The sequence below is a fragment of the Halalkalirubrum salinum genome, assembly GCF_005543295.1.
Taxonomy (GTDB): domain Archaea; phylum Halobacteriota; class Halobacteria; order Halobacteriales; family Haloferacaceae; genus Halalkalirubrum; species Halalkalirubrum salinum.
This window is the reverse complement of the sequence record NZ_SRSG01000037.1, coordinates 114,950-137,288: the sequence shown is the minus strand read 5'-3', so window position 1 is coordinate 137,288 and position 22,339 is coordinate 114,950. Positions and strand designations below refer to the sequence as shown.

General features: G+C 61.5%; 22 protein-coding genes, 1 tRNA gene and 1 pseudogene. 9 read left to right on the top strand and 15 right to left on the bottom strand.

All coding sequences use genetic code 11. The features are described from left to right. Positions 1-76 precede the first annotated feature (76 nt). Positions 77-1,684 carry an ABC transporter permease gene (locus tag E5K03_RS13130; RefSeq protein ID WP_138007266.1) on the top strand — a complete coding sequence of 536 codons (1,608 nt, stop codon included), beginning with the start codon at positions 77-79 and terminating at the stop codon, positions 1,682-1,684. Between the two features lie 144 nt (positions 1,685-1,828). Further along, positions 1,829-1,899, top strand: a tRNA-Gly gene (locus E5K03_RS13125). 239 nt (positions 1,900-2,138) lie between these two features. Here the strand turns inward: E5K03_RS13125 and kdgK1 are convergent. Further along, positions 2,139-3,098, bottom strand: coding sequence for a bifunctional 2-dehydro-3-deoxygluconokinase/2-dehydro-3-deoxygalactonokinase (gene kdgK1 / locus E5K03_RS13120; RefSeq protein ID WP_138007265.1), 960 nt, complete (start codon positions 3,096-3,098; stop codon positions 2,139-2,141). Between the two features lie 175 nt (positions 3,099-3,273). Between kdgK1 and E5K03_RS13115 the strand changes: the two genes are divergently transcribed. Then, positions 3,274-3,741 carry an NUDIX hydrolase gene (locus tag E5K03_RS13115; protein ID WP_137196214.1) on the top strand — a complete coding sequence of 156 codons (468 nt, stop codon included), beginning with the start codon at positions 3,274-3,276 and terminating at the stop codon, positions 3,739-3,741. Positions 3,742-3,869: 128 nt separating this feature from the next. Here the strand turns inward: E5K03_RS13115 and E5K03_RS13110 are convergent, their stop codons facing one another. Both E5K03_RS13110 and E5K03_RS13105 read right to left on the bottom strand, forming a co-directional pair. Next, the gene (locus E5K03_RS13110; protein WP_138007264.1) at positions 3,870-5,210 is read right to left on the bottom strand and encodes an MFS transporter; all 1,341 of its coding nucleotides are present in this window, start codon (positions 5,208-5,210) and stop codon (positions 3,870-3,872) included. Positions 5,211-5,267: 57 nt separating this feature from the next. Next, positions 5,268-6,539 (bottom strand): hemolysin family protein, encoded by a 1,272-nt coding sequence (locus tag E5K03_RS13105; RefSeq protein WP_138007263.1) that lies wholly within the window; start codon positions 6,537-6,539, stop codon positions 5,268-5,270. A gap of 130 nt (positions 6,540-6,669) precedes the next feature. On the opposite strand from E5K03_RS13105, the gene E5K03_RS13100 reads away from it, so the two are divergent. Then, positions 6,670-7,767 (top strand): Brp/Blh family beta-carotene 15,15'-dioxygenase, encoded by a 1,098-nt coding sequence (locus E5K03_RS13100; protein ID WP_138007262.1) that lies wholly within the window; start codon positions 6,670-6,672, stop codon positions 7,765-7,767. A gap of 25 nt (positions 7,768-7,792) precedes the next feature. Here E5K03_RS13100 and E5K03_RS13095 read toward each other — a convergent pair whose 3' ends face one another. Next, positions 7,793-8,434 (bottom strand): helix-turn-helix domain-containing protein, encoded by a 642-nt coding sequence (locus E5K03_RS13095; RefSeq protein WP_240730029.1) that lies wholly within the window; start codon positions 8,432-8,434, stop codon positions 7,793-7,795. 122 nt (positions 8,435-8,556) lie between these two features. Between E5K03_RS13095 and E5K03_RS13090 the strand changes: the two genes are divergently transcribed. Continuing rightward, positions 8,557-10,125: a phytoene desaturase family protein gene (locus E5K03_RS13090; RefSeq protein ID WP_138007260.1), complete on the top strand. Its 1,569-nt coding sequence runs from the start codon at positions 8,557-8,559 to the stop codon at positions 10,123-10,125. 23 nt (positions 10,126-10,148) lie between these two features. On the opposite strand, the gene E5K03_RS13085 is transcribed toward E5K03_RS13090, so the two are convergent. The 3 genes from E5K03_RS13085 to E5K03_RS13075 all read right to left on the bottom strand — a co-directional run bounded on the left by E5K03_RS13085 (position 10,149) and on the right by E5K03_RS13075 (position 12,205). After that, positions 10,149-10,829: a cyclodeaminase/cyclohydrolase family protein gene (locus tag E5K03_RS13085; RefSeq protein WP_138007259.1), complete on the bottom strand. Its 681-nt coding sequence runs from the start codon at positions 10,827-10,829 to the stop codon at positions 10,149-10,151. A gap of 52 nt (positions 10,830-10,881) precedes the next feature. Beyond that, positions 10,882-11,067 (bottom strand): hypothetical protein, encoded by a 186-nt coding sequence (locus E5K03_RS13080; RefSeq protein ID WP_138007258.1) that lies wholly within the window; start codon positions 11,065-11,067, stop codon positions 10,882-10,884. A gap of 115 nt (positions 11,068-11,182) precedes the next feature. Further along, complete coding sequence (locus E5K03_RS13075; protein ID WP_138007257.1) at positions 11,183-12,205, bottom strand: succinylglutamate desuccinylase/aspartoacylase family protein; 1,023 nt, start codon at positions 12,203-12,205, stop codon at positions 11,183-11,185. A gap of 105 nt (positions 12,206-12,310) precedes the next feature. Here E5K03_RS13075 and E5K03_RS13070 point away from each other — a divergent pair, with 105 nt between their 5' ends. After that, positions 12,311-13,630: a RimK family alpha-L-glutamate ligase gene (locus E5K03_RS13070; RefSeq protein ID WP_138007256.1), complete on the top strand. Its 1,320-nt coding sequence runs from the start codon at positions 12,311-12,313 to the stop codon at positions 13,628-13,630. 61 nt (positions 13,631-13,691) lie between these two features. Here the strand turns inward: E5K03_RS13070 and E5K03_RS13065 are convergent, their stop codons facing one another. Both E5K03_RS13065 and E5K03_RS13060 read right to left on the bottom strand, forming a co-directional pair. Then, positions 13,692-14,042 (bottom strand): thioredoxin family protein, encoded by a 351-nt coding sequence (locus E5K03_RS13065; RefSeq protein ID WP_138007255.1) that lies wholly within the window; start codon positions 14,040-14,042, stop codon positions 13,692-13,694. 81 nt (positions 14,043-14,123) lie between these two features. Further along, positions 14,124-14,849, bottom strand: a complete 726-nt coding sequence (locus E5K03_RS13060) for an NAD(P)H-hydrate epimerase (RefSeq protein WP_240730028.1) — start codon at positions 14,847-14,849, stop codon at positions 14,124-14,126. A 123-nt stretch (positions 14,850-14,972) separates the two neighbouring features. Between E5K03_RS13060 and E5K03_RS13055 the strand changes: the two genes are divergently transcribed. Next, positions 14,973-15,347: a winged helix-turn-helix transcriptional regulator gene (locus E5K03_RS13055; RefSeq protein WP_138007254.1), complete on the top strand. Its 375-nt coding sequence runs from the start codon at positions 14,973-14,975 to the stop codon at positions 15,345-15,347. Between the two features lie 32 nt (positions 15,348-15,379). Here E5K03_RS13055 and E5K03_RS13050 read toward each other — a convergent pair whose 3' ends face one another. Then, on the bottom strand, positions 15,380-16,327 hold the full coding sequence (locus E5K03_RS13050) for an NAD-dependent epimerase/dehydratase family protein (protein ID WP_138007253.1): 948 nt from the start codon (positions 16,325-16,327) through the stop codon (positions 15,380-15,382). Positions 16,328-16,544: 217 nt separating this feature from the next. On the opposite strand from E5K03_RS13050, the gene E5K03_RS13045 reads away from it, so the two are divergent. Beyond that, positions 16,545-17,978, top strand: coding sequence for an FAD-dependent oxidoreductase (locus tag E5K03_RS13045; RefSeq protein WP_138007252.1), 1,434 nt, complete (start codon positions 16,545-16,547; stop codon positions 17,976-17,978). A gap of 45 nt (positions 17,979-18,023) precedes the next feature. On the opposite strand, the pseudogene E5K03_RS17600 reads toward E5K03_RS13045, so the two are convergent. Further along, positions 18,024-18,850 (bottom strand): annotated as a pseudogene (locus E5K03_RS17600) (DUF3179 domain-containing (seleno)protein). Positions 18,851-19,173: 323 nt separating this feature from the next. On the opposite strand from E5K03_RS17600, the gene E5K03_RS13035 reads away from it, so the two are divergent. Next, positions 19,174-19,914, top strand: coding sequence for a hypothetical protein (locus tag E5K03_RS13035; protein ID WP_138007250.1), 741 nt, complete (start codon positions 19,174-19,176; stop codon positions 19,912-19,914). Between the two features lie 8 nt (positions 19,915-19,922). Here the strand turns inward: E5K03_RS13035 and E5K03_RS13030 are convergent, their stop codons facing one another. From E5K03_RS13030 to E5K03_RS13015, 4 genes are all read right to left on the bottom strand, one after another. Next, positions 19,923-20,363 (bottom strand): universal stress protein, encoded by a 441-nt coding sequence (locus tag E5K03_RS13030; RefSeq protein WP_138007249.1) that lies wholly within the window; start codon positions 20,361-20,363, stop codon positions 19,923-19,925. 168 nt (positions 20,364-20,531) lie between these two features. Beyond that, positions 20,532-20,798, bottom strand: coding sequence for an elongation factor 1-beta (locus tag E5K03_RS13025; protein WP_138007248.1), 267 nt, complete (start codon positions 20,796-20,798; stop codon positions 20,532-20,534). 2 nt (positions 20,799-20,800) lie between these two features. After that, entirely contained in the window at positions 20,801-20,980 is a 180-nt protein-coding gene (locus E5K03_RS13020) for an HVO_2753 family zinc finger protein (protein WP_137196188.1), read from the bottom strand. 88 nt (positions 20,981-21,068) lie between these two features. Further along, complete coding sequence (locus E5K03_RS13015) at positions 21,069-22,301, bottom strand: tripartite tricarboxylate transporter permease (RefSeq protein WP_240730026.1); 1,233 nt, start codon at positions 22,299-22,301, stop codon at positions 21,069-21,071. Positions 22,302-22,339: the final 38 nt, after the last annotated feature.

The following is a 22,339-nucleotide window of genomic DNA, read 5'->3' as shown; positions in this document are numbered from 1 at the left end:
AAAACTTATATCCGTCGAAGCAGGTTTATCAGCCAGCGGGCAATAGCGATCGCATACGCGGATTCGCAGGAGCTACATGAGAGGATACATTCAACGCATTACCGAACGGTCGTCCGACGATCGCCTGCCGATCGGACTCACGCTGCTTTCGGGGGCGATCGCGGCAGCGCTTGTCTTCCCGATGCTGTGGTTGTTCATCGAGGCGGTTACTGTCGAGCCCGATCGCGCCCAGGAGTTGCTTATCAGCGCGCGAACGGCGGAGGTGCTCGTCAACAGCCTGTTGCTCATGGTCGGCGTCACCGCGGCGTCGATCGTGCTTGGGGTCCCCCTGGCGTATCTAACGGTGCGGACAGATCTGCCCTTCCGGCGGTTCTGGTCGGTTGCCGTCGCGCTGCCACTCGTTGTCCCGAGCTACGTCGGCGCGTTTGCATTCGTCTCCGCATTTGGCCCTCGGGGGGCATTTCACTCGCTCTTGGAGCCGCTCGGGATCGAGCGGTTACCCGAAATCTACGGGCTTCCGGGCGCGATCTTTGTTATCACGCTATACACGTACCCGTACGTCTATCTCACGACCCGTGCGGCGTTGATCACGTTCGACACGCGGTTGATCGATGCAGCGCGATCGCTCAACCACGGCCGGTGGACGGCGTTCCGCCGGGTGACGTTCCCACAGATTCGCCCCGCAGTCGCCGCTGGCGGCCTGCTTTCGGCGCTGTATGCGGTTTCGGACTTCGGAACGCCGGCGATCATGCGGCTGTCTGTGTTCACCCGGCAGATCTACGTCGAGTACAACGCGTTCGGCCGCGACTACGCCGCGTTGCTTTCGTTGCAGTTGCTGGCGGTCGTGATGGTCGTGTTGGCGTTAGAGTGGGCGGTCCGATCGAACCGGACGGTCCAAGGCGGGGAGGGCAACCAGACTGACAGTCGGGTGTCACTGGGTGCGCTGCGGTGGCCAGCGACACTGTTGCCTGCGGGCGTGTCGGTCATCGCGCTCGTCGTTCCGGTGTGGATCCTGCTTCTGTGGCTGTTCCGGACGACCACCGATCGACGCCCGTCGATGGCTTTCGAGTGGATTCAGGTCCTCAACTCTGTGAGCGTTGCCGCCGCGACGGCGATCGTCGCCGCGCTGGCGGCGCTGCCGATCGCGTACCTCGCGGGGCGACACGATTCGTGGCTCGCGACGGTCTTCGAGCGGGCGACCTACGTTGGCTTTGCCGTCCCGGGGATCGTTCTCGCGCTCGCGCTCGTGTACTTCGGAGCAGGATACGCGCCCGGGATCTATCTCACGCTGCCGCTTTTGATCTTCGCGTATGTCGTCCGATTTATCCCGCAGGTGGTTGGTTCGACCCGGACGTCGATTCTGCAGATCGATTCACAACTCATCGAGGCGAGTCGAACGCTGGGAGAAACGCCCGTCGGGTCGTTCCGGCGGGTGAGTCTCCCGCTGGCGCGATCGGGCATCGTCGCCGGCTCCGCGCTGGTATTTTTGACCACAATGAAGGAGCTGCCGGTGACGCTCGTGTTGCGCCCCTCGGGGTTCGAGACGATCGTCACCCAGATCTGGCGGGCCCAAGAGACGGCATTGTATCAATATGCGGCGGTGCCTGCGCTGTTGCTGCTGGTGATCTCTGGGCTCTCGATGGTGGTGTTGCTTGCGCAGGAAGATGCCGAAGGCGGACTCTGACTCTCTTCGGTGGCCGATCGGAGGTCGACTCACTCGGGCGATTTTCTGGCCGAGTGTGGGTGTGGATCGATCGCATCCACTGGCCGGGTTCGCAACCCTTTTATCCCTTTCCGGGGTTACTGTGAAATGCAACAAACGCACCACGCGCTGGTAGTGTAGTGGTATCACGTAACCTTGCCATGGTTACAACCGGGGTTCAAATCCCCGCCAGCGCACTTTTGTCGCGAACATCGTTCGTGAGCGGCTGCTGTGCGTTGGGTTTGAATCAGGGAGCGAGCAGCGCGAGCGACCGTGGTTCAAATCCCCGCCAGCGCACTTTTGTCGCGAACATCGTTCGTGAGCGGCTGCTGTGCGTTGGGTTTGAATCAGGGAGCGAGCAGCGCGAGCGACCGTGGTTCAAATCCCCGCCAGCGCATTTCTGTCGCGAGCAACGATCGCGAGCGACTGCTGTGCGTTACCGATCGATCGCGCTCCCATCACTGTCGCGAACCGCAGCGACCTCCTCGGGAGTGACGACCGCGAGGTCGCCGTCGATCGTTCGTTTGAGCGCCGCGGTCGCTGCGCCCGTCTCGAGGGCGGTTTCGATCGACGCGTCAGCGATCCACTCCGTGAGAAAGCCACCGACGAAGGCGTCGCCGGTTCCGATCGGATCGACGGTTTCGGTCTCGTACGTTGGCTGTTCGACTACTGTGTCACCATCGAGCGCGAGCGCTCCCTCCTCGCCGCGTGTCACGATGACGGTCTCAACATCGTGTGTTGACGCGAGCGATCGGGCGATGTCGCGGGCGGATCCGTCGAGATCGAGCACCTCGTGAGCGTCCCGTTCGGGAACGAACAACAGGTCGATGTGTTCGAACAACGACTCGTAGGCCGATCGCGCCGCCTCGGGTGTCCAGAGCTTCGATCGGTAGTTCAGATCGAACGCGGTCGTCGTGCCGCCGTTTCTAGCGGTCGTGAGGAGGTCGGTGACTGTCTCCGAAAGCGTTTCCGAGAGTGCCGGGGTGATACCCGTCGTGAAGAAGACGTCAGCCTCGCGGATCGTCCCGGTCGGCAGCTCTGCAGCGGTCGCCGTCGTGACCGAGGCGTTGGCGCGATCGTAGATCACGCTCGTTCCTCGCGGCGCAGACCCGTACTCCAGATAGTACGCCCCTTGGCGGGCCTCGTCGCGTCGATCCCACACCACGTCGGTCTGTACGCCGTGGCTCTGTATCTCCCCGGTAACCCGTCGCCCGAGTGGCGAGTATGGCAGCTTCGAGGTCCACGTCGTCTCCGTGCCGAGCCGCTGGGCGGCGATCGCCACGTTGCTCTCGGCCCCGCCGATCCGAAACGCAAGCTGCTCGGCGGTTTCGAGGCGCTCGCCGGGGGCGGTCGACAGCCGAACCATCGTCTCTCCGAACGTCACGAGCTGACTCATACCCATAGATCCCGAGGACGAACCCATAACTCCGACGTTCTCTGTCCACGACCTACCCGACATCCACTCTCACCCGTTTGTGGTGGAATCGTGTGTATCAATTACCTATTACGAACTAGTAGTAGATAACCAATATATGAACAGCTCTTTTATGAGAGGATCGTGACGTTCAGGTATGGCACCGACCGCCGACCAAACGTTCGTACAGAAGGCTTGCGCGTATATCACGCGCGGCGATCGCGAGTTGCTTGTTTTTACTGGTCCCGGACACGACGGCTATCAGATACCGAAGGGAACTGTCGAACCGGGCGAGTCACCGCGAGAGGCCGTGTTCCGAGAGATCGCCGAAGAGAGCGGCCTTGGCGCGGTTTCGGGGGTCACACATCTCACAAGCGATCTCTGGGAGCGCCGCGAGTCGCGGTGGTACGCGAGACATTTCTTCCATGCTGATATCCACGAGCCACGCGATCGCTGGACGCACGTCGTCACCGGCGAAGGCGAGGAGGCTGGTGAGCCGTTCGAATTCAAGTGGGTCCCGATCCAGAATGAATCCGAGTTTGCGCTTTCGCTTGATGACTACGTCCATCTCGTTTCACCGGATCGCGGGAGAGGAACGCCGAGAGTCACCGCCCACGCAGACTGAGATTTGCCATCGGTCTATCACCGCTTTCGCTTCGATCCCGCTCGGGTGTTTTTTATTCGGCTTCGATCGATCTATTCGGCTTCGATTGATCTATCCGGCTTCGATTGATCTATTCAGCTCCGATCGGTCTATTCAGCTTCGATCGATCCTGTCCCAACACTACTCTCCCTCTCAGTTGGTTTTTCGCTGTTTTGACCTGTACGGCACCGTTGGAGCACGACCACTAGACCGGCTCCGAGCAACACAAACCCGCCTGCGACTGCAAATGCAAGTAGATAGCTCTCGGTCCCGAGCCGGCCGCCCAGAATACTGCCGATCCCGCCAGCGAACGCCCCGAGCGCGGCGTACACGCCGAGTGCTTCCCCGTGGAGGGCAGCCGGCGACAACTGTGTGACGATCGTTCCCCCGGTGACGGCGATGACCGACCAGGTGAACCCGATCGCCGCGAAGATTCCAGCGGTTACCACGACACCGGTTGAGGTTGACCCGAGTGCGAGTACCCCAACGGCGACCGCCGGCATCGCGAGTCCACGAATTCCGAGCCCGATCGCCTGGAACACCGCAACGTCCATCCGGCCGGCAATCGTCCCTGCACCGGTAAAAAAGACGGCCGAGGCGAGGCTACTGATCAGGTAGAAGGCAAAGATCTGATCGTCAGTGAAGCCGCTGTCGGCCAAAAACGCTGGCAGTGGCGCAAAGAACGCCGAAAAGCCCAGAAAGAACAGCGTGACCGCAAAAAAGTACACCGCGAGTGTGGGAGTGAACCGATCGACCAACCGACCGGGGTGTAGCGATCGATAGTCCGCACGGCCAACCGTGAGCGGGAACGTGACTGCCCGGATGCTGAATCGATCGGCCTGCCGGATCGCTCTCTTGAGCTTTGTTTCAGAGACCGATCGCTCCTGGGAAGCCCCTGGAAGGTACCGGGCCCCGAGCACAATACCGATCCCCCCGAAGCCTGCCAACACATAAAACAATCCCGCCGTTCCCCCGGCGAGTCCGCCGGTATAGGCCGTCACGGCTCCCCAGATCGCACCGAGCAACAGGCCGAGTGCCCACCCGATTCCCTGATACTTGTTCAGTTCGGCGATCTGTGTGCTCCACTGCGTCTCCGGGGCGGTACTCACCGCGAGCAGCGTCACCACCGGCGTCCCCGCAGCGAAAGCGAACCAGATCGCAGCATTGGCCGCGATGACCGACGAGATCGTCGGGAGCAACGGAATCACGACCAACATGCCCGACACGATGAGCAACGCGGCGAGGACGAAGGCGCGGTAGTGCCCAGTCCGATCGGCCAACCGGCCGAACACCAACGCGCCGGGGACGCCGACGAAAGCGGCGGCCGACGCAAGCAGCCCGAGTGCGAACGAATCGCCGCCGAGTGAGACGACGTACAGCGGAACCACGAGCGACGCGCCCCCAAGTGCAACCGACCCCGCAGCCCACGAAAGGAGCCATCCCCTCGACATTGCCGATCGGTTCGGCGAACAGACACAAAAGGACCGTGGTCACTGGGTAGCTCCGAACTACGGGTCCGATTGATCTGCGCCGTGCTCGGCGATCGGTTCGATCCTGACGCGTCGGACCCGCGTCGCGGCGGTGTCGAGTACGACAATCCGCACGCCACTGAGTTCGATTCGATCGCCCTCCTCGGGGATCCGTCCGAGATGGTGGTTCAACAGTCCCGAGACGGTTTCGAAGGGCCCCTCGGTCGGGAGGTCGTGTTTGAGAATCTGATTCGTGTATGCAATCGTCGCGTTGCCAGCGACGACTGCCGTCCCGTCTGACCGTGGCGTCACCGGATTGATCTCCCCGCGATCGAAAATCTCGCCGACTATCTCCTCGATCACGTCCTCCCGTGTTACAAGTCCGACCACGGTGCCGAACTCGTCGACGACGATTGCCATCTGGGTCGCCTCGGTTTGCATTTCCGCGAGCAGTTCGTCGATCGGCTTCGACGCCGGAACAACGGGTACATCTGTGATGATTTCGCTGATTGCTCGTCCGTCCTCAGCCGCGTCGAGTGCGTCCCGAATGTCGAGCATACCGAGAATTGTGTCATGGGTCTCTTTGTAGACCGGCATCCGCGTTACTCCTCGCTGTCGGAAGCGCTCGATCGCCTCCTCCGGTGTCGTCTCGATCGACACCGCGACCATCTCTGTGCGCGGGACCATCACCGCCCGGACGACGGTTTCTTCGAGGTCAAGCACGCGACGGATCAACGCGCCCTCGTCGCTGTCGAGCACGCCGGTCTCCTCGCCGCTGAGGACGATCGTCTCAATCTCCTCCCGAGAGAGATAGGACTCGAAGCCTGATTCCCCACCAGTGAGACGGTTCACGGCGTTCGTGGCTACCTCGAAAATAAAAAGCAACGGCCGGAGGACCCGCTGGATGACGACGATCGGCCGAGCGACCCGGAGGGCGTGTTTCTCCGCGTGGGCGACCGCGTAGGACTTGGGTGCAATCTCGCCAAGGACGATCACGAAGACACTTGTGAACACTGTCGCACCCGTTGCCGCCTGACTGGCCGGCAGAAACTGGACGAAGACGGCGGTCGCGACGCTGGCAGCGGCAATGTTGGCGACGTTATTGCTCACGAGAACCGTTACGAGGAACCGATGGGGGTTCTCTTTGAGCGCCGCAAGCGAGTCACTCCCGGGTGTCTCAGCAGCGACAAGCGCGTCGATTCGGTGGCGGGCGATCGAAAACACCGCGAGTTCGCTGCTCGAAAAAAAGCCACTGATTGCCGTCAGCGCGACGATCGCCGCCGCCCCAAAAAGCGTGAGCGTGAGAGCCATACGTGGGATCATATGAGCAATCGCAAAGAACCTGTGTCCACCATCGGTAGCCGGTTGCCGAGGGGGTATATAATGGCCCGTCGAACGACGGCAAGGCGTTGGGGCCAACGGGTGCGTATGTTCACACAACATGTCCACAGCGACATCTGCGATCGACGACTGGCTGCCAACGGGTGGGCAAGCGGTCGAACAGCGAATGGTATTGGCCTCCCGTCTTGTGCTCATTGCGTTGACACTCGGATTTGTGATCGCCGCGGCGGCCGGCTACAGCATGGCACTTGAAACGCAACTCGGCATCTACCTGTTCGGGATGGTCGCGATCAACCTCCCACACGGCGGTTACGAGCACTTCTCGAACGTCCGCCGGCGCGGGCTCCCCTTCGGGATGCGGTACGTCGGACTGTACCTCATCGGCGTTGCCGCCTTCGTTTCGGTGTTGTTCGTTGCGCCGGTCGCCGGACTCGCGCTTGCGCTGTCGGTCGCGATCGCGAAGGGTGGCCACGGCGGGCTGCGTGTCATGGACGCGCTCGTCGGGACTGATCACCTCCAAACTCGCCTTCAACGAGCGCTGGCGGCGCTCGTTCGCGGCGGGGCGGTGATGGTCGTCCCAATCTATGCGTGGCCGGAAACCTTCGCCGCCTTCTCGACGTACATGGTGAACATCTTCGAAATGGGTGCGTTCGCCAGCCAGAGCGGCTACCTCGGGACGTCGCGGCTCGTCCTCGCGGGGCTCTTTGCTGTCGCTGTCGGGGCGCACGTGGGACTTGGGTTCGTCCGGGCTGGCGGTCCGGCGGCGCTGTTTTCCGCTGAAGCACGATCGACGCCCGCGATGCGATCGTGGCTCGTGGATGTCGCCGAGACGCTGCTTTTGATCGCGTACTTCATGGCGGTGCCGGTCGTCGTCGCTGTTGGGTTGTACTTCCCTATCTGGTACTCACTCAGGCAGAGTGCACGCGCGAGCGCTGTCGAACGATCGCTCCCCGATCCTGCACCCGACGACGGACTCCCAACGGTACTCGCTGGCGGGATGTTCCTCATCGGCGCAGTCGTCACGTTCGGGCTTGCTGCGCTCCTGTGGTCGATCGTCCCGAACCCCCTCGGCGGATCTGGATCGCTCCTGGCTGGCGGTGTCGCGTTCTACAGTATCTTCGTGAGCATTATCGCGCTACCGCACGTGGTCGTCGGGGCGTGGTGGGACCGCGAGCGTGGGATCTGGTACGTCCCGTAGGTTAACTGTAAGTACGGTTCGTCGCTCAGCTGTCGACGATCGATGCCAACAGCTCGCGCTGAGCGGCTGCGAGGTGTTCGGCGAACGTCGATCGGGCAATGTCGAGCGCATCGGCGACCTCCTCGGCACTGTGCTTGCGGGGATAGGCAAAATAGCCCATCCGATAGGCGGTTTCGAGCACGTCCTGTTGCCGCGCTGTTAGTCGTCCGCGGTCGACGATCGTGAGATCACGGCGATCTTCGTCCGTGGCGTCCCGGACGAGGTAGTTGACGGAGACGCGTGCGCCAGACGCCGAGAGTGCGTCAACGACCTCTCGGAGCTCGGCCGCCTCTGGGAGGTGGACCGTGATGTTGAGTTGGCCGTCGCGAATCTCGACGTTGTCGATCGGGTGGCCGGCGGCTTCAACGCGCTCGCACGCACACGACTCCGTTTCGCGTTCGAAACGGTACATCGTTCGATCGCCCGCGTCAAACGTCGTCTCGGCGTCGATGGCGTCTGACCCTGCCGCTTCGATCGATCCCGTGGTGGTGAACGACTCTGTCACTATCCCATCGCTCGCACGGGTCCACGTGACGTCGGAGACTGAAATCTCGTTCTCTGTGGACACTGATGCGAGTGGACACCCGTTCGGATCCTCGACCGCAATCTCGGCTCTGACCCCCGACACACAGTGAACTACGGCCGCGATCATTATAAAGAACCGCCGAGCGACGGCGACGACAGGAACCGATCGGGCCCCTATGTAGATACATGTGTGCGAACCGAACCACGGCAGCCGATGAGACGCGGATGACGGGTCGATCTGATCAGCAGGGCGGATCGAGCGATCCCACCGCTCTTTCCGGGCTCGACACGGTCGTGATTGGCGGCGGGATTGGCGGGCTCTCGGCGGCGTGTCACCTTGCAGGGCGCGGCGCAAACGTTCGGCTTCTCGAGCGGCACGACACGCTCGGTGGCGTCGCTGGTCGGATCGAGACCGAGGGCTTCCGTATCGACACCGGGCCCTCGTGGTATCTTATGCCGGATACCTTCGAGCGGTTCTTTTCGGCTTTCGATCGTGAGCCGAGTGACTACTACGATCTCACGCGATTAGATCCCCACTACCGGGTCTTCTGGAAGGACGGCGATCGCATCGACGTGCCAGACGATCCAGCGGCGTTGCCCGGGCTGTTCGAGGCCTACGAATCCGGCGCAGGAGACGCACTCGAATCGTATCTCGACATGGCCCAACACGCCTACGAGGTTGGCATCGAGGAGTTCGTCTATCGCGATCGATCCCGATTTCGTGACTGTCTGGACCCCCGAATCCTCAAAGCCGCTCGCGGTGTCGACCTCCTCTCGTCGATGCAAGAGTACGTCGAGGAGTACTTCGAGCACCCAAAGCTCCAACAGCTCGTCCAGTACACGCTCGTGTTCCTTGGCGGTTCTCCACACAACACGCCGGCGATCTACACGCTCATGAGCCACGTCGATTTTAACCTTGGCGTCTACCATCCCACGGGGGGAATTGCGTCGGTGATCGATGGGATGGCCGACCTCGCGACTGAACTCGGCGTAGAGATCGAGCCGAACACTCCGGTCTCGGCGATCGAACCGCATCCTGATGGCGTGCTAGTTTCAACCGACAGCAAGACCCACACAGTCGATCGTGTTGTCTCGAACGCAAATCCGTATCACGTCGAGCGCGATCTCCTTTCGCCCACGGCGACGGAGTACGGAAACCAGTACTGGGAGGACCGGACGTACGCCCCCTCGGCGTTTCTGATGTACTTGGGCGTCGAAGGAGAGGTCAATCCGCTGGCACACCACACGCTCGTGTTGCCGACTGACTGGGACGACCACTTCGAGGCGATATTCGACGACCCCCAGTGGCCTGCGGACCCTGCCTACTACGTGAACGTGCCAACGGTGACGGACGACACGATGGCCCCGGCCGGTCACTCGGTCGTCGTGGTTCTCGTTCCGATCGCTGCTGGGCTGGCTGACGGGGAAACGGCGCGATCGCGCTACCGCGAGCAGGTACTTTCGGATCTTGCGACACACACCGGTGTCGATCTCCGCGACCGGATCGTCTTCGAGCGCTCGGCATGCGTCTCCGAGTTCGCCGATCGGTTTTCGCTGCCGAACGGAAGCGCGCTCGGGCTCGCACACACGCTGAGACAGACCGGGCCGCTTCGGCCCTCAATTCGGTCCTCGGCGATCGACGAGCTGTACTACGCCGGCTCGTACACCTCGCCGGGGATCGGGGTACCGATGTGTCTGGTGAGCGGCGAACACGCGGTCGATGCGCTCGAAGCTGATGCGACCGCAGGGCCGATCGGGCGGCTCGTCTCGCCGCCAGCGTGGCTATCGTCGTAACGGACTCAAGATTCACCCAGTCGCTACCGTGTCGTCTCCGCGTCGATCGTCGCCTCGAACGCAGCGTCGATCGCCCGCTCGGTATCAGCGGCTCGATCACCGATCCGCGTTTCGAAGTCAGGATCGCCTGCAGCGTCGAGGTTCGTTCGAACAGTGAATACCGCCGCCAGCCCTGCCGCGTGGGTCAGGTATGCGCCGGTGATCGCATCTGGGACCGCCGAGGCAGTCCCTTGCGTGACGACGGTTGGTGCTTCGTCGAGGATCGTCAAACAGCTGTCTGCGATCGTCAGCGGGACACCGATCGCACGCTTCGATCGTCGCCCGCGAGTCGACTCTGCAGCCTCACTGGCGGCCAACAGCGCGTCAACGGCCTCGGCGTCGGCATCGGCGAGGGTAAGCAGGTGATCTCGCTGCGTGTGGAACACTTTGCGGCTGTGTTTGAGCGCGTCCGCGATGGCGTGGCTGTCTCTTGGTCCGTCCACGGTGTAGCGACGGTCTCTGGGCCCGTCCGCGGTGGCGTGACTGTTTCCGGGCCCGTCCGCGGTGTTCGCTCCAGCTCTTTCAATCGTGTGGATACAGACCATCTCGCACAGCGCGGCCCCCATCGCGCCGACAACTGCCGCTGTTGATCCACCAGCGGGTGTGACCTGTGGGGACGCGATCGAGTCGAGAAATGCGTCGATCGGGCGCGATCGGTACGACATACCGTGGTTCATCCCGTGAGCGCCATAGGTCTTTTGCCGATCGGCGATGGGACTACTGACACGCAGACAGCCGGAACCATGTATTCGACTGGATCCACGCCCCTTCGATATTCTCATCGTAGATAATACGCTCGTCATCGTTCTCGTCCACCGCGACGTGTGAGTAGCGAGCGAAGTCGATCGCCCCAACGCCGAGAGAGACGAACGTCGAGTCGATGTCTGTTTTGTGTGTGCTCATGGGAATGCTCCGTCGAGTTCGGTTACTCTACACTATGTAGTTACTATCTGTAACCTAATAAGTGCTCGCTAACGAGGCAGTAACGGCAGTCTCGATCTCCTTTGTTGGCGAATGATTAGGAACTCTGCGCTGGTGCCGTTCCAGCCTTCGAAACGATCGATTTCACTGCCCCTTCAACAGCAACAAAGTGACACAGCGGGTTCCCCGGATAGACGACAGGGTTCTCCAGAACGCCAACAATAATCCCATCGAACGGGGCGTCCACGTGGGCAGTATCAGTTTTGAACGGGCTCGTGATCCGACAGATGGTCTCGCCCTCAGCAACATAATCGCCACGATCGTGCTGCATTTCAACGATGCCGCCCTGATCAGCCCTGAGCCACGTCTTTTCGTCGCTGTCTTCGATGACTGTCGTCCAGCCGGGCCACCGTACGGTCTCCTGTGGGAAGACGCCGTACTCAGCGAAGACGCTCCGAACACCATCCAGCGCGTGGTCGATCAGTTCACGCTCGAAGCGGTGGGCCTGCCCCATCTCGATCGTGACCGTCGGAACACCCGCCTCGGTCGCCTCCCGACGGAGCATCCCGCTCGATCCCCGGCCGGCAATGATGAGGTTCGTTCCGTAGGCGCGTGCGAGCCGATCCACTGCTGGATCTGCCATGTCCGCACGGACCTGGAACATGTTTGTTCGCCCGCGGGTCGAGGTGTGAAAATCCAGCCCGAAATCACACGGTTCAATGAAGTTATCAAAAATACGCTGAGCGATGCGCCTCGCACTCGTACTTCCTTTCTTTCCGGGAAACGCGCGGTTGAGGTCGCGATCGTAGATCGGCAGGTACCGCTGTTGGGTGATAAACCCCGGAACGTTCAAAACGGGCAGACAGACGAGTGTTCCACAGACATTGTCGTGGCTCCACTCGTGGGCGACTTCTCGAACGACTTCGATCCCGTTGAGCTCGTCGCCGTGTATAGCCGCGGATAAAAACACGGTCGGGCCGTCGACCTCGCCGTTGATGATCGTCACCGGGATTCGAACCGGATCTCCCAGGTACGTCTCGCTGACTGCAAACCGAAACTGTGCGGTCTCCCCTGGTTCGACCCGTCCTCCCTCGTAGCTGAACGCTACCGATTGTGACATATCTCCTCTAGGGATCTATCTTACAAAACCTCCTCCTAAGCGTTCTCTCACCTGGTTTCGGCGGGTAAGCGAGAGGCTATACACCCAGCAACTGTTATACTACCTATGCACTCACCGCGCAAGGCTGACCCGCTCTTGGTAGGGGTTTTGAGTCTGCACAACAGCGCGGAAACCAAAGCCATCTGCAACGCGGTGACCGAACTCGGTCACACGCCAGTCTGGATCCGTCGTGAGGACTTCTCATGGTCGGTACAAGACGGGACGATCGAGATTAAGCCGTCGGTCGACGTACTCTGCAATCGGCTCTTGTTAACGAAGAGCGATCGACCGCTCGAGGAGATTGAGGTGCTCGGGCTGTTCGAACGCACAGTCCCAACGCTCAACGGCGCAGAGGCGGTTTCACGGGCGATCCACAAGGTCAGAGCCGCATCGGTTCTCGCTGACGCGGGTATCCCAGTGCCCGACGCGTACTTTGCGATCAGCGGCACCCGGTTACAAGACCGCCTCGACACCCTCGACGGCCGCGCGGTTCACAAAGCGGGAATCGGGACGAACGGCCAGCGGATGGAGGCCGTCGAATCATCGGACGCGATCCCAGCGCGGATCCAAGGCTGGCAATCGTTCCTCCAGTCATTCATCGAAACCGACGGCGAACGGCCCTCCGACATCCGGGTATACGTTGTCGATGGGGAGGCCATCGGCGCAATGCGACGGACTGCCGCGCCGGACGAATGGCGATCGAACGTCGCCCGTGGGAGCAGTGTTGAAGACGTGAGCGACAGTCTCGAGTCGGCCGCGTACGACCTGGCGATCGACGCGACGGCCGCGCTCGGGCTCGATTACGCGGGTGTCGACCTGATCCGCTCTGCAGATGAGTGGTACGTCCTCGAGGTCAACGCAACCGCCGGGTTCAAAGGATTCAGATCGGCGACGGGTATTAATCCGGCCGCAGCGATCGCCCGGGCGGCGATCGAACGTGCCGGTGGCCGGGTCGATACTGCGGCGCTTGCGGCTGTGCGCGAGGAGTTTGACACCTCTCCCCCTGATACCAGCTACCGGCAACGAACTGAGCGTGACACCGAAACGCCGACAATCGGCTACACTGCCGACGTAACAGTTTCTGGAACTGACGGCCGCGTGGACGCCGTTGGGAAAGTTGACACCGGCGCGCGACGAACAAGCATCGACACCAAACTGGCTGGAGAGATTGGTGTCGGTCCGATCGTTGGACACGCGACGGTCCGGAATGGTTCGGGTATTCGCCGCCGTCCACTGGTGGAAGTGTCGATCGGCACCGACTCGTCATGGCACACCGTCGAAGCCAACATCTCCGACCGGAGCGGCATGCGGTACCCGGTCTTGCTCGGCCGTGACATATTAACTGACTACCGAATCGACCTCACCCGCCGCGCTGGTGAGGAATGAGTGACGGACCCGAGGGCGACGAAGACGCAGACTCGCCAGTCGATACGTGTCGACGCGCCGGTCAGATGACGAGCGTTGCCAGCTCTTCGGCCGAGCAGACGCCTTCGATACGGTCCTGTTCGGCTCCGTCAGCGTACCTGACGATCGTCGGAAGCCGCTCGACGTCTGCGGTCTCTCCGAGAACGGGATAGGACTCGACGTCAACACTAAACACTGGTGTTGGATCGTCGGTTGCGAACTGCTCGACGATCGGCATAATCGTGCGACACGGCTCACACCACTCTGCGTAAAATAGAATGATCACCCGGCCGGGATCTGCCACTGACGCGGCAAGCTCGCCGGCAATCGAAACCGGCTTGATCGGGCCATCGGCGTGCCCTGACCCGTTCTCGCCATTGTGCTCTGTGGACATACAACGTGCTTGTCGCTCTGGGCCATAGCTGTTTGCTGAGCGTTTCGTTACCCCGTGGGCAGTCGCTCACTTGCGAACAGATCAGCGAGACAGCCGAACCCACATTTGATCGCCAAACGGCCGATCGTACGGGATCTCGAGGCGATCGTACACAGCCGCTGGAATCGCGATGTCCGCAAGGTACAGTGTGCCGAAGCCCGCAGTTGCGTGCATCCCTGTCTTCGGGAGCGCGAGCGTGACCGTTCGATCAGGCTCGACAGCCACTCCCTGAATCGCCCCGGTTGTCGCGTCTCGGCCTGACGGTATGTCGAGTGAGCAAACTGCCGCCGAGGTGTCTTCTATGGCAGCTATCAATCTCTGTGCATCCCCGCGGACCGGCCCACTCAACCCGTAGCCGACGAGCGCGTCGACGATCGTCTCTGCATCAGCGATCGCTGCCGTGGCCTCCTCCCCGTGGTACACGGGGACCGCAGACGCGTCGAGGATCCGGTACTGCCTCGCCGCCGCACCGGAGAGCTCTGTCGGCGGGCGGTCGAGAACGACTGTCACGTCACATTCGTGATTCGTGAGGTGTCTCGCAGACGCCATCCCACCGCCGCCGTTGCCACTGTTTCCGGCAACGACTACGATCGGTCCTGCGGCGAGTTCACGCGCGTGCCACGCCAGTGTCCGGCCGGCGTTTTCCATCATTTGCAAGAGGGCAAGGCCGATCGTCTCGACAGCGACTCGATCGACATCACGCATTTCCTCTGTGGTCACGGCAGTAACGCTGACTCCAGTCTCTGTTTGGAATGCGTTCGGTTGCACATCGCTATTGGTGCACGCGAGCACAAAAGTTCGGCCGGCAGGTCACACCGATCGACGAAAGTATCTTTTAGAAATTAAGTTACCATCAGTAACTACTTTACATGTGACCGCATAGTTTTGAACATGACCGAGCAAGACATGGCAATTCCTGTGTGGTGTGCAGGCGAGGAGTGGTGTCCGATCACCTCAACGGCGACGCTCATCGGCAAGAAGTGGCATCCGGTCGTCATCCATCGACTGCTCGAGAATGGGCCGCTGGGGTTCAATGAGCTCAAACGCGAGGTTGACGGCATCTCGGGCAAAGTGCTCTCAGACTCGCTGGAAGACCTCGAAACGAAGTGTCTGGTCGATCGTGAAATCGTGAGCGAAAAGCCGTTTCGGGTGAGCTACTCGCTCACTGAGCAGGGACGATCGCTTGAACCGGTGATAATGGCAATGCGCGACTGGGGAATGGAACATCTCAGTCCTGCTGAAACGAAGGATCAATCGCTGGCCTAAAGACCAGCCTTGGGCGTGAGTTGCCGTACCTACTACGTGGCCGACGCGCCGACAATCTCTGCAATCAGCTGTCGGGCGGCCGCCCGGACAGCCTCGTGGCTCGATCGCTTCGGCTCCCACCCAAGCGCGGCGAGTTTTTCGATCGATAGCCGCATTTTCGGGACGTCTCCGGTCCACCCGCGATCGCCGCCGGTGTAGGCGTATTCGGGGTTGATTCCCATCTCGTCGGCGACGATATCGGCGATCGCGGTCACAGACGTTGTCGTCCGCGTCCCGAGATTGTACGTGTTGAGATCCTCTTCGGCGGTCTCGACGACGTGTTGCATGGCCTCGACGCACTCCTCGACGTGCATATAGGACTTCTCCTGGCGACCGTCGCCGAGAATCTCGAGTTCAGTTGGGTCGTCTTGTAATTTCTCGATGAAGTCGGGAATGACGTTGCCGCGCTGGTGTGGCCCGACGATGTTTGCAAACCGGAACACCCACGCGGTGAAGCCGTAGGAGTGTGCGTACGTCGAAAGCAGTGCCTCGTCGGCGAGCTTCGAGGAGCCGTAGATCGAGATCGGCTCCAACGGGGCGTAATCCTCGGGCGTCGGGCGGGGTGCTTCGCCGTACACTGTTGACGAGGAGGTGAACGCGAGTTTGTCTACGCCGACCTCTGTCATTCGTTCGAGAACGTTGTACGTCATCTCGGTGTTTTCTTCGAACAGCGTCCGATCGTCGTCGAAGTTCGTGTCGGTGTACGCCGCGAGATGAAAAACGATGTCTATCTCTTCGGTGACCGCCTCGGATACGTCGTTTTCATTGGTCATATCGGCGTCGACGAACGACGCGCCCTCGGGAATTCGATCGCGGCTTCCTTTTGAGAGATCGTCGGCGACCCGGACTGTCGCTCCCTGTTCAAGCAATCGCGCGGCGAGATGGCTGCCGATCAACCCCGCCCCGCCGGTGATGAGCACGTGCGCGTCCGCGAGTTTCATACGTATCGATCGGTTGACTGGTGTAAGTAGGTTCCGTCTCGACGAGCGGCCGGGGCCCGGTGGGGGTAGCCAATTTCCGATCGGGATTCCCGGGACGATCATCAGCACGATCGGTCACATCGTCTACACAGTCCCGTTTGCGCTCGCGTGTGCGATGGCTTCCGAGTGAGCAGCTGAGCTGACACACTATTTTATGGATTCGACGCGATTCTCGGGTATGACCTCCGAGCCATTCGTGGTTGTTGGCGGGGACGCCGCCGGGTTGAGCGCAGCCAGCAAATGTAGGCGGGAGGCACCCGATCGCGATGTCATCGTCTTCGAGAAGGGCCGGTGGATTTCGTATGCCCACTGCGGACAGCCGTATTTCATCGCAGGACGTGTCGAACAACTCACTGATCTGCTGTCGCTGTCGCCGGAGGAGGCTGCTGAGCGGGGAATCGACCTGCGCCGCGGCCACGAGGTTCTGTCTGTCGATCCTGACGACCAACTTGTCAGGGTTCAGGACGCGGCGTCTGGTCGGGTGTTTGATCAGCCCTACGGCGACTTGCTCATCGGCACAGGGGGACGCGCAACGAGCGGTCCGTTCGACGTGTCCGGGCTTGACGGCGTGTTTACGCTCCACGGACTCGACGATGCGGCCGCGATCGACGCCTACATTGCCGATCCAGACGGCTACGATCGATCACGGCTTGGGGATGGCCCTGTCGACGCAGAGCGCGTCGAGCATAACCGCACCCAGCCCGCGCCACAGACTGCCGCGATCGTCGGTGCAGGCTACGTCGGAGTCGAAATGGCAGAGGCACTCGCCGATCGCGGGCTTAACGTTCACCTTTTTCAGCGATCTTCACACATCCTTCCACCGTTCGGCGAATCGGTTGCCGATCGGGTTGAGCCGCATCTTGAATCAAAAGGCGTGAGCGTCCACACGGCGGCCCCGGTCAACAGACTCATTGGAGATGACGACGGCCGACTCCGCGCGGTCGAAACACCGCTCGGCGACATCGATGCCGAACTGGCGATCGTCGGCGTCGGAATCGTTCCGAACACCGAACTGGTCCAGGGTACAGCGATTGAATACGGTCCTGGCGGGGCGATCCGTACTGACGAGTACGGGCGGACAACACTTCCGAACGTCTTCGCGGCTGGTGATGTCGCGACTGCACGTCACGCGGTGACCGGCGAGGACGTGTGGGTCCCGCTTGGGTTGACTGCGAACCGAGCAGGCCGAGCGATCGGTGCCACGGTCGCTGGCGCGCCCATGCCGGTCGGCGAGGTCGCCGGAACAGCGGTGCTGAAGGCGTTCGATCTCGAATGCGGACGCTGCGGAATCATCGACACCGAGGAGGCACGAGCGGCCGGGTTCGATCCAGTCTCGGTAACGATCGACGCCGGCTCGCGCTCTGGCTACTACCCCGGCAACGCGAAAACGACAGTCACGCTTGTGGGCGATCGAGAAACCGAACGACTCCTCGGCGGCTCGATCGTCGGGGCCGACCGCGCCGCGATCCGGATCGACACCGTCGCGACAGCGCTGGAGGCCGATCTCACGGTCCCTGAAGTCGAGCGCCTCGATCTCGCGTACGCCCCGCCGTTCAGCCCGGTGTGGGATCCGATCCTCGTCGCGGCAAAGGTGCTTGCCGGGAAACTGTAGCTTCGGGGCGATTGGCGATTGGATCGACGAGCTTCGCGGCAACCATTACTCGATCCAGAACGCGTCCGGGCCGTGATCGTCCTGCCAGGCAAATGCGAACAGTCGCTTGATCGGAACATGAGACAGGAGACGCCCATCGTCGCTCTGGGCAGTCACTGGATCCCACGTTGTCCCGTCTCCGCGGAGCACCCCCTCGACAAACTGGAGATCAAAGCCGGGATCTGCAAACGCAAAGACACCGTCGGCTCCGGCGATAATCGTGATGTCGTCTGCGTTGCCGTCAATTGTGACTGTCAGTACGCCGCCAGCGGCTTCAACGGCCGGAAGCGGCACGCCGATCGGTTCACTGCTGTCGGTGCCCTTGGTCGGCTCGCCGCCGTCAGTGTCGTCCTCGGTCAGCTCTCGGGGTTCAATCCCAACAACTACTGTCTTCGGATCGATGTCGTCGCGATCCCAGTCACGACTTCCGGTACCGCGGTGTGCTCCCAGACCGAATCCGGGACGCTGTGCGTACTCGGCGTAGGGGTCTGTCTCGTAGTCGATCGCCGCCGGTTCGTCGGTGTCGCTCGCCGCCTCGCTTTTTGTGTCGGTTCGATCAAGCACGATTCCGTCAGGGTGGGCACGCTCGAAGGCGTCGTATGTGAGTATCGACGCCGGCAGAATCGACAGGGTTTCGCCGTCGAGCTCGCCGGCGATCGCAGTTCCACGCGACTGTTTCCACAGCGAGGACACCACATGACTGCGATCGGTCGTCCATCCACACTATCGTTGACAATCTCGTGAAAATTGAGAACCCGAAGCGGATACGCCTGCGGCGGCGAGGTGTCGAGCACCACGACGCGATCGTCAAGTTCGACCTGCAGCCTGGACATCTCAACTGGCACGGTCGACTAATATATTGTCTGATATGAACGTCGGGGTGTACGCGCCCTGCTGTCCGTTTGAATTTGATCGACGAATTACTGGAACGAATCCGGCTCGTGGACGTGGATGTCGACTGGGTTGATCTCTTTGAGCGTTGCTTGATCAATACCCAACAGCTCACAGGTGTTTTGGTTTGCGTACGCGAAAAGTCACTATACCAAATTAACGTGATTGGTCGTAACAAGTCTTTCTCCGGTGGCTGGACGGTTTTGTCCGGCTGGCGGATTCTGGCTGGCGGATCCATTAACCCTGTTCGAACCGAACCAACTGCATGGACGCGAGCACCCGCCTACGGGATCGCGCGATCGGACACATCGCAGACGAACGGTACACCGACGCAGCCGAGGCGTACACACTCGACGCGTATGCGGTGTTTTCAGGCCAAACGGAGCGAAGCAACGGCCTCTATGCGTCTCCGGAGCGATCGCGAGCCGCTCGAGGGCTGGCGTCGCTGGCAACTGCCGCGGTCTGTCACCGAATCGCCGGCGATCACGGTCGCGCGAGTGCCCTTGCGGGCCAAGGTATCCTTGTCGCTGGTGAGCTTCGGGACGCGGTGCTCGAAAGTGCCGTTGAACGGGCCAATTGCAACGAGTGGATCGGGGACTTCAGAAGTATCCTCGGCGATAGGGACAAAGCAAGCGATGCGTACGATCGCGCCGCCGCAGCCTACGCAGACGCTGGGATCGATTCGCCCGCAACGGAGACTGGCCGGCCCTTTTTGCAGGCCGGGACGGAACTGCTTGCACACCTCTCGCGCCCAGACGACCTCGGGTGGGACGACATCCACGGCAACGGCGACGACGCGCTCACGCGTCGGGTGTCCGTGAAGCGCTCGCGAACTGCCTCGATCGTTGATGCCAGGATCGACGCCGAGAAGCTCCACGCGCCGCGGGGATCGACCGAGTACAACACGGGACGGTTCCGCTGTCCGACGTGTGGCGCTGACGACGTGAACTACGTCGCTAACACGACGCTGTGTCTGCGGTGTTCTACACCGACCGATCGGACGTAGCTCGCTGCTTACTCCTCTGTCGGCGGACAAACGAGCACTGGACACCGTGACTCACGGACGAGTGCGTCGGCGGTACTGCCCAACAGTGCGTACGTAACCCCCGACCGATCGCCGTAGGCTCCGACCACAATCAGATCCACGTCTTCGGTCTTTGCGTACGATAGCAGCACGTCTCCCGGGCGGCCGTCGTCGATCGTTGTTCGAATTGGCACCGACGCTGCCGCCGCTGCCGCCTCGACATCCTCGAGCACGTTCGTTCCCGTCGCAAGCAAGTCTGCTTCGAGCTCCTCACGATCGATGATATCATTGTCGTAGTCAGACGGTGGTTCGATCACATAGATTGCGTGCAGCGTCGCGCCGCGATTGGCCGCAATTTCGATCGCCTCACGGGTCGCCGCTAGCGCGCTCTCTGTGCCATCTGTCGCGAGCAGAATCCGATCGGTTCCCATAGATTCAGATTTGTCTTCCGTCGAATCAATACTATCGATAATTCCCAGTTTATGCGAGCCCAACCGACGCGACACGACTTGGCCGCCTACGGTGGCTGTGGGAGCGATACCAGACGCCTCTTACGGTTGGAGCCCATCGCAAAAAGAACCGGTCAATCGCGCAGGTGCTCAGACGCGGCCGACGTTCTCAACGGAGACGCTCTCGACGCCTTCGACGCCGCTGAACGCCTCTTCGACCGCTTCGGTTCCACCGGCGTCGTCGGCAACCAATACGGTCGGCAACACCGCAACCAGACCGAACGCGACGTCGTCACGCTCGAAGCCGTTGATCTGTGCGCCCTCGGGGAGGGAGGCTTCGAGTTTGTCTTCTAACTCGTCGAGATCGAGCTCTGGGCTATTCGGCATGACTTTCATTTTGGCAGCGACTTTTCCCATGGTTATGGCCCTCGGAATCCGCAGTCGGGACACTCATAGAGGTTGCTCTGCTTTCGGCACTTCGCACACCGGTGGATTTCGGTGCCGCAGTCCGGACACTTAAACCGCGCGGCGTTCATCCCGGCGACGTTGATTCCACAGGAGACGCACTGACGCGTCGATTCCTGCTGACTCTCGCTCATACCTCTACTAACCGTCGGACGACTTTTAACCGTTATCTTTCCGACCTCTCCCCGATTGCTACCGCCGACGCTCGCGTGGGACCGTGGCTCAGCCAACCAACAGCGGGCCGATCAATACACCCATCAGCGTCACCCGTCGTACTCCAAGCCGCGGCGGAACCAGTCCTAACAGGGTTGCTACCGGAAAGACGATCGCCCCGAAGACCCCCGCAAACCCGGCTGAGAGTCCAACGAGCAGGACCAAAACCACGCTGGAGACAATCTCTGGCTCGATCGAGCCGATGACAGCCAGCACTCGATCGCCAAGCATGATGACGCCGAGAAACCCCGCGCACGCGGCGATTACGACTGTCACCAACAAAACCGGGAGCTCCAGGGGGACGCCCGCGTTGTCCATAGCGACTGTGACGCCGGTCCGTGGCGTCCCGAGCGCGACCAACGCACACAGCGCGAAGACCGTGTTCGACGTACTGGCCCCGCTCGTCACGACGATGAAGCCCCGATCGACATCCTCTGCCGGGACTGCTGGCAGCGCAAGGACGCTCGCGATCGCCGCTGAGACGCCTGGGAGATACCCAACGATCGCGCCGGCGATCGATCCAGCCCCTGCTGTGCCGAGAAATCGCCGTCTGGGAAGCAATAACTCGGCACCACCTTGTGGGGGAACCCCCGTTCCGTCGAGTGCGTCGATGAGAACGGGCGCGCCGAATAGCCCACTCAAAAGCGGGACGAGCATACTTCCGGCACCGAGCGGCGCATCAGGATCGACATCCAGCGTCGCAATTCCTAACAGTCCGCTCGCGGCGAGGAGTGCGAGTGCGGCGAGCGCTCGCCGCGGCGATCGTTCAGTCACAACGAGCAAGCAGACAATCCCCACGAGGACAATCGCCAGATTCGATCGAATTGTCGGGTACAGCCGCACCATCGCCGCGGTAATCGGAACCGCAAGCGGGATTGCGAGCACGACTGCCACCAGACTCCCAAGTGCAGAGAGTCGCAAGGCCTCCCGACCGCGGCCGGCCAACACTAGTCGATGACCCGGCAGCGCCGCGATCGCCATCGCCGCATCCGGTACACCGAGTGCGAGCGCGGGTACGATGTCGAGAAAGCTGTGGACGACGCCTGCGGCCAGCATCGCCGTCCCCAAGAACAGCGGATCGGCGTCGATCGTCGGCGCGGCAGCCGCGAGCAAAAGCGCGAAGTTGTTCGCATGGAGCCCGGGAACGAGCCCGCTTGCGATCCCCAGCGTTGCACCCGCAAAGACATAGGCCGTGAGGCCGACAACAAACGGGGCAGTGTTCAGCCAGGCGAACGGAGACACGATCGCGCAGCACTGGCTCCGCGCTCGTATATAAACCG